8 protein-coding genes are annotated in these 7,195 nt (G+C 56.4%); 1 reads left to right on the top strand and 7 read right to left on the bottom strand.

Annotated features, from left to right (window positions below; translation table 11 throughout):
* The coding region (locus ACTG3T_RS06885; protein WP_439101522.1) for a M28 family peptidase at window positions 1-385 on the top strand (385 nt) is incomplete at its 5' end.
* Between the two features lie 62 nt (window positions 386-447).
* On the opposite strand, the gene ACTG3T_RS06890 is transcribed toward ACTG3T_RS06885, so the two are convergent.
* From ACTG3T_RS06890 to ACTG3T_RS06920, 7 genes are all read right to left on the bottom strand, one after another.
* On the bottom strand, window positions 448-1,680 hold the full coding sequence (locus tag ACTG3T_RS06890) for an acetyl-CoA acetyltransferase (RefSeq protein ID WP_439101523.1): 1,233 nt from the start codon (window positions 1,678-1,680) through the stop codon (window positions 448-450).
* A gap of 132 nt (window positions 1,681-1,812) precedes the next feature.
* Entirely contained in the window at window positions 1,813-3,507 is a 1,695-nt protein-coding gene (locus tag ACTG3T_RS06895) for a class I adenylate-forming enzyme family protein (RefSeq protein WP_439101524.1), read from the bottom strand.
* A 213-nt stretch (window positions 3,508-3,720) separates the two neighbouring features.
* Window positions 3,721-5,070, bottom strand: a complete 1,350-nt coding sequence (locus ACTG3T_RS06900; protein ID WP_439101525.1) for a tetratricopeptide repeat protein — start codon at window positions 5,068-5,070, stop codon at window positions 3,721-3,723.
* A gap of 51 nt (window positions 5,071-5,121) precedes the next feature.
* Window positions 5,122-5,727 (bottom strand): energy transducer TonB, encoded by a 606-nt coding sequence (locus ACTG3T_RS06905; RefSeq protein ID WP_439101526.1) that lies wholly within the window; start codon window positions 5,725-5,727, stop codon window positions 5,122-5,124.
* 5 nt (window positions 5,728-5,732) lie between these two features.
* Window positions 5,733-6,155, bottom strand: a complete 423-nt coding sequence (locus ACTG3T_RS06910; protein WP_439101527.1) for an ExbD/TolR family protein — start codon at window positions 6,153-6,155, stop codon at window positions 5,733-5,735.
* Between the two features lies 1 nt (window position 6,156).
* On the bottom strand, window positions 6,157-6,564 hold the full coding sequence (locus ACTG3T_RS06915; RefSeq protein ID WP_439101528.1) for an ExbD/TolR family protein: 408 nt from the start codon (window positions 6,562-6,564) through the stop codon (window positions 6,157-6,159).
* A 64-nt stretch (window positions 6,565-6,628) separates the two neighbouring features.
* On the bottom strand, window positions 6,629-7,147 hold the full coding sequence (locus ACTG3T_RS06920; RefSeq protein WP_439101529.1) for a MotA/TolQ/ExbB proton channel family protein: 519 nt from the start codon (window positions 7,145-7,147) through the stop codon (window positions 6,629-6,631).
* Window positions 7,148-7,195: the final 48 nt, after the last annotated feature.

Genomic DNA, 7,195 nt, shown 5'->3' on the forward strand with positions numbered 1-7,195 from the left:
TGAACGCCACAAAAAGGATCTCGACAAGCAGATTATCGGCACCGAGAGCGACTTTGGTGCGGGGAGAATCTGGCAATTGAACTCACAGGTGAGCGAAGAAGCCCAGCCCCTGGTGGACAAAATGGCAGAGCTGCTGGCACCTATCGGCGTCGCTCCGGGAAGCAGTGACTCCCCGGGCGCCGGTCCTGACCTGACGCCCCTGGTACGAGCCGGCATGCCCTCCCTCAGGCTGAATCAGGATGGCCGCGACTACTTCGATCTTCATCACACCGCGGATGACACCCTGGATAAGATCAATCCTCACAATCTGGACCAGAACGTCGCCGCTTTTGCGGTATTTGCCTGGCTGGCTGCGGATAGTGATCTTCGCTTCAAGGCGCCTTAATCAAGGCGCCAGACAAATAAGCTTGCTGCGACGGCTGAGGCCTCAGTGCGCTGAGGCCCAGTTCAGTCACCTACGCCCAGCAGCAGACTTACACAGGTAGTGGTGCTGCCGCCAAGATTAAAGGTAATCATGTTTTCGGCATCAGCAATCTGTGCGGCGCCCGCTTTACCAGTTACCTGCCGCGCGCAGTCCAACGCCATACGGACACCGGTAGCGCCTACGGGGTGACCAAGGCCGATAAGCCCGCCGCTGGCGTTTACGGGAAAGCTCCCATCCGCCGCGATGGTGCCCTCCTCCACCGCCTTCCAGGATTCACCGGGGGCGGTTAGACCGCAATGATCCAGAGCCATGTATTCCGTGATGGTAAAGCAATCGTGGGTCTCGAGGCCGTTCAGCTCAGAGATCTTTGGCACATCAGCGCGGCGCAGAGCATCGGTGATGGTATTGGCCGCGTGGGGAAACAGCAGCGGCTGCCCTTCGCTGAGCGCGAGCTTCTGCTCAAGAAGAAGCGGTGCGGAACGATGGCCCCAGCCCTTGATCCGTGGAATATCCGCGAGGGTCACGCCATTTTTCTGTGCATGCTCCCGGGCGAGGCGTTCACTCACAAGAATCACGCAGGCGGCGCCGTCGGTTATCTGCCCGCAATCCAATTTGCGCACCCGGCCTTCAATCACCGGATTGAGCTTGTCGTCGTCACTGAAGCAACCCGGGGGAAACTGCCAGTCCCGGGATTGGGCATGGGGATTGCGCCGCGCGTTGCCAAAATTAATCTCCGCAATACGCGCGAGGTGCTCATGCTGCAAACCATGACGCTTCTCATACTCTTCGCTGATGCGATCGAAGAGGAAGGGCCAGGGATAATCGCAGTCCGTTGCTTCTTCACCCTGCCACACCGCTGCGCCCAAATGCTCCGCCCCGGTTTTCCCGTCCACGTTGCGCATAAGCTCGATACCCAGAACACAGGCCACGTCATAGTGCCCCGCCTCGATATCACGCATGGCCGACAACATGGCGATGGAGCCCGAAGCGCAGGCCGCCTCATGGCGGGACGTGGGAATACCGTTCAATTCGGGAAATACATGGGCAAAAAAGCCGCCCATAAGTCCCTGGCCGCAAAAAAGATCGGCGACAAAGTTACCCACGTGTCCCACTTCTATGCGCGCAGGATCAATAGCCGCATCGCTTACCGCAGCTTCCATTACCTCACGGAACATGGCGTAGATGTCGAGACCTTCGCGGCTCCAGTTCCGGGCAAAGTCCGTCTGGGCGCCACCCAACAAGTACACCGCGCTCATGGTCTTACTCCTGCAACTATCAAATGAAAAACCTCCTCATGTTCCTGCCCTGGGCAACATCGCCGCGATGCTTTGTCTGCCCGACGCGCCGCCTGGCTACTGAACGTTTTCTGGCGCTTTGCCACACGCTCTCTAAACGCTTTCCACCCGCTGGCGAAGCTCATTGCGCAGCACCTTGCCCAGCGGATTGCGGGGCAATGCCGGAAACACCTCCAGGCGCTCGGGGAGCTTGAAGCGAGCCAGACCCTTATCGCCGAGAAATTCCCGCAAAGCTTCCAAGGTCGGGGGCTCACTAGTGGCAAGAGCCACAACGCAGGCGCAGACCCGCTCCCCCAGATCATCATCAGCGTAGGCGCAAACCGCGGCTTCTGCCAGCCCCGGCATGCCTTCCAGCAAGCTATCGATTTCACTGGGAGAGAGTTTGATGCCGCCGCGATTGATAATGTCCTTGCAACGCCCCACGATGCGATAGTGGCTGGGTTTGACCGGGCATATCTCTACGAGATCACCGCTTCGAAAGAAGCCGTCAGCGGTAAACACCCCATCACCATCGTGATTCAGATACCCATCAAAAACGCCGGGACCATCGACCACCAACTCACCGGAAACTCCGGCCTCGGTCACCGTCGCGCCGGTCTCCACATCGTCGATGCGCGTGAGCATTGCATTGGGGGCAAAGCTTTCGAAGTCTGTGCCCGCGGCCCCCAGGCGGGGAAAGAGCTGCGCGCGATCCGCCGGGGAGGGCGAATTAGCGGGCGTCGCAATGAGCCCAATGCCCTCGTTGGAGCCATAAAAATTGATGATGGGTTTATGGAAATCGCGCTCAAAAACTTCGATCATCGCAGGAGACAAAGGCACGGAACCCGAACCGATAATCCGCAGCGCCGAAAAGTCGAACTGATTCCACAGCTCCGGCTGCTGAGCGAGGCGATTCAAAAGAGGCGGTGGGGCCAGGGTGAAATTGATGGACTCTTCCTGTAACTGCCGCAGGTAAAGGGGAATATCCAGGGGATGGTGAAGCACCAGAGTGCAGTTGCACAACGCCGAGGGGAAAAGAAACCCGCCCAGGGCCGCCATATTGATCATGGGAAAGGGCGACAGTAAACGCTCACCATCCTGATATCCGGCGGCATGGGCAGTGATCTTTCCCTGGGCAATCCACATATTGTGACTTCGAGGAACCCCCTTGGGAGTGCCCGTGGTGCCGGAGGTCCAGGCAATGGTCAGAATCCCATCGGCATCACTTGCCCACTCCGGCGTGGTCGCGCTGCTCTGCTCGGCCCCGGCAAACACGTCAAGCTCTGTGAGAAGGTCAATAACGGGGGTTTCGGGGAGCACCTCCCGTGCCTGTGCTGCGAGGTCAGCGCCGCGCAGTTCACTCACCGTTATAAAAACGCTAGGGCCCAACTCATCGACAAAATGCGCAATTTCATGGGCCGCGTACTGCACCGCAATGGGCGATATCACCGCGCCCAGCTTACTGAGAGCGTAGTAGAGAACGATCAGTTCTGAGGTATTGGGGAGCTGAAGGATCACCGCATCCCCGGGTTTGATCCCGCGGGCCTGCAACGCGAGGGCGCAGGTGGAACTGGCCCGATCGAGCTCGCGAAGCGTCAGGCGGCGTGGCTGCACCCCCATGAGCGACGCCTTATCCGGCTGGTCCACCACCGCTTCCCGCTCGGGGTGGGTGTTTACATTCTTTGCGAGAAGTCCATGAAGCGTCTGCGTGCCCCAGAGACCCGAATCGTTGTAGTCCCTGGCCCTGTGCAGGCGGCTCTCTGGAATCTTAAAGAGATTCCGGGTGGCGTGACTCGAGCTATTATTCATGGAACCCACGTACCTTATTAGCGTTATCTGGCGATCGAGTCTAGGTGAGCATTAGAGACCCCGCAAGAAGTCAAAGGCTCTCGCCAATAGCAGGCGAGCGCACGGTATCGAGCGGCATTGTGGCACCTTCACTGGACGATTTTTAAGAGCCTACAAACAAAAAACCCACCTATTGGTGGGTTCTTAAAAACGTCTGGACACTACAGTCGCTTGCTAACTCTCAGCGGCAAGACTCTTCTGGCGCTCGAGTTCGGAGTTCATGTACTTGATCCACTGATCGGCATATTTCTTCGACCGCTCATCACGACCCGCCGCGCGGAAAGCATCCCGTGCCTTGGCATACTCATCGACATTGAAGTAGGCCATCCCCAGAACCAGCCGTGCGTTATCTGGTCGCTTTACGCCACCGCGATCCAAGCCCTTCGTGATCGCTTCAATAGCTTTTTGGTTCTGGTCCGCGTCCAGATAGATGTTGCCCAGTCGGGCATAGAGATCGCCATCGTCGGACATGGATGCTGCCTTTTCCATAGCAGGAATAGCGTCCTTTACTTCCTGTGCCTGACGCAGTGCCCCCGCTAACAGCTCCCAGTTTTTGGAGTTGTCCTGAACAATTTCTTCCTTCAGGCCGTCCTGCAACACGACGGCTGCCTTGTAAGGCACCTCGGCGTTCAGAAACAGGGACGCCATGTTGCGGTACTCGCCGTCCTTTTCCAGCATATCCTGAACATAAGCAGTTTCCATGGCACCCAACTGACTGGCTTCCTTGCCTTGCTCGGAATACATAAAGCTCAGCTGTACCCAGTACTGCTTTTTTGGGTAGAAGGTGATGAGCTGGCGCAGAGTATCCGTCGCCTCGTCGACCATATTGAGCTCGGCGTAAAGGAAACGCTGGAGGTTGTACCACTGCTCCTTGGGGATCTTGCCCTTGGCGTCAAAATTATCAATAGCGATATTGATATTTTTGAGGGCCGCGTTGTAATCCTTGAGTTGGTAGTAACCCTGAGCCAGCAGCACATAAGCGGTCGCGTTGGGGGTATCTGTCATCTGAAACCATTTCTGCAGGGCATCAATTCCCTCTTCCCAACGCTCCTGCACAAAGTAAAGCTGAGCGACGGTGAAACGGGTGTTGATTTCCATCGCCAGAGGGATATCAGGCTGCTTGATCACGTTCTCGTAGGACTGGAGAGCCGACGTGTAGTCTTCTTTGGAGTAGTGAATAAATGCGTACAGGTTGTAAACGTTGGCTAGCTCATAGCTGTTAAGCTCATTGTCCCGGCGGCCGGCGAGCATGGCGTCCAGGACTTCGGCTGCAGTAGCCAGATCCTTGGCTTCGGCGGCTTCCTGCGCCTCGGCGAGCTTTTCATAAACCTTGTTCCGAAGGGCGGGTGTACGCCGCGTTTCCTGCTCCTTCTTCGGCTCCGCGTCCTGCGCCTGTACCTGGGCAAAGCCGCTCACAAGGGGGCCAAGCGCTGTCTGGGAAACCACAATCTGTGCGGCAACAACGGGCAGCGCCAGCAGAAAGCTCCTGACCCCAACATTTATTGCGCTTTTTGTGAAAATCATAACCTTGCCTTCGATTGTTTCTCTGGACTGAGCCTAGGGTTTAGATGCCGTTTACTGCTCAAGCTCGTAGGTGAACTTGTTCTGTACGCCGGCCACCTCGATCGCCTCGCCGTCTACTACGCGAGGCTTGTATTTGAATTTTCCGGCCGCTTTCACGGATGCACGCTCAAAAACGCCGGAGGGGGCACAGTCAACCGGAAGGGGATCCCGAATCGACCCGCTCTTGGTGACGGTGTACTCCACGATACAATAGCCAGTGATCCCGCGGGTCTGTGCACGACGGGGATAAATCGGTGCAACCTTCACGATGGGAAGATACTCACCGTCACCAGAAGACATACCACTGCTACTGATCTGGACATCAACACCGGCATTGGGTGCAATGTTTGCGACGTCCATATCGGTGTCGAAGTCGAGCTCCAGGGGCTCCATCTCAGGCGGCGGCTCCTCGGGATCCTCGACCTTCTCGGGCTTCACTTCCTTGGTGTTAACTTCGATTTCGCGCTCGGGCACCACAATATCGGCAATCTTGCGGCCTTTCGTGTCTGTCTGCTCGTAATCTTTGTCAATAAGACTTTGCATGAGAAAGAAGAGCCCGAACGCCACAGGTATGGCGACGATGGCACCAATAAACGCACGTACAAATGAATTTCCCATAACGATTACGCCTCGTCATCCGTAGAAATACAGGGTGGCGCCGTTAACTGGTCACGGACTGCGTCGTACAGATCCTCAACCACGTAGGCGGGCGTGTCCTGATCTACCTGAATTACCATGTTTGCCTGGGGTGCTTCCTTCTTGGCGATCTCGACCAATTGGGAGGCGCGCTCCATAGGCACCTTATTCTTGTTGTAGTAGATATCACCCTTGTCATCAACCGCAAAAATGATCGTGCCGCGATCACAGGCGATGGTTGTAGTAGCCTGGGGCTTGAAAATTTCGATGCCCGGCTCTTTTACAAAAGAAGAAGTCACAATAAAGAAGATCAACATGATGAAAACCACGTCGAGCATGGGCGTGAGGTCGATCTGACCTGCTTCGCCGTCTGCGGCTTTTCGTTTGGCAGCGTTTTCTTGCAAGCTCATATTACTTACGCTCCCCGCTGGCCCAGTTGACCGCTCCGGCCCCCGCTTCGCGTGCCGCATCGGCAACGTCGACGACGGTATTGGCTTTCGCGCCCTTGTCTACCTTGATACTCACGGCCTGCTCCGGATCCGCAGCCAGAAGCCGCTGAATGTTCGCCCGCACAGCGCGTGCATCTACCCGGCGATTCTCCATCCAGATCTGATCGTCAGACTGGATGCGCACCAGAATACTCGTGGCGTCCGAGGGGTCAGAGTTGGTGTTATCGGGACGATTAATTTCGATACCCGCTTCCTTAATGAACGAAGCGACCACGATGAAGAAGATGAGCATGATAAAGACCACGTCCAGCATCGGCGTGAGGTCAATCTCAGCTCCTTCGTCTTCCTGCTTTTTAACAAGTTTGCGCATGTATTAAATACCTGTTCGTACCTGTTGCTACGGGCCAGGGGCCCGAGAATCAGTGCTTCGCGAATCAGTGATCAGACGTCAGCTGGTCCTCGAGCAATTCCTGCTCGCGATCGGCAATACGCTGAATGTAAGTGTTGGCAAACAGTCCCGAGAGTGCTGCCACCATACCCGCCATCGTGGGGATTGTGGCCCGTTCGACACCGCCTGCCATGGATTTGGCATCACCACCGCCGGTCACGGCCATCACGTTGAATACCTCGATCATGCCAGTCACCGTGCCCAGCAGCCCCAGAAGGGGACACAGGGCTACGAGCGTGGTAATCACATTGAGGTTGGCGTGAATATCTTCGCGACTAACAGACAACAGCTGATTCCGGATCTGCTTGGCGTTCCAGGACTTGCGCTCGGAGCGCGACTCCCAGGCATTGATAGTCTCAAAGACCTCTTTGCGCCACACAAAGGTGAAGAACCACAATCGCTCAAAGATCAGGGTCCACATAACGAAGACCAGAATCGCGATGAGCCAGAGCACATTCCCGCCTTTATCCATAAAGGCGAGAATGGTTTCTAGGAAGCCTCCCATGCTTAGCAGCCTCCCGCTTACTTGGAGCTGGCTTCGGAGTGCGTAGCA

The organism is Congregibacter sp. (assembly GCF_965660375.1).
Classification (GTDB): domain Bacteria; phylum Pseudomonadota; class Gammaproteobacteria; order Pseudomonadales; family Halieaceae; genus Congregibacter.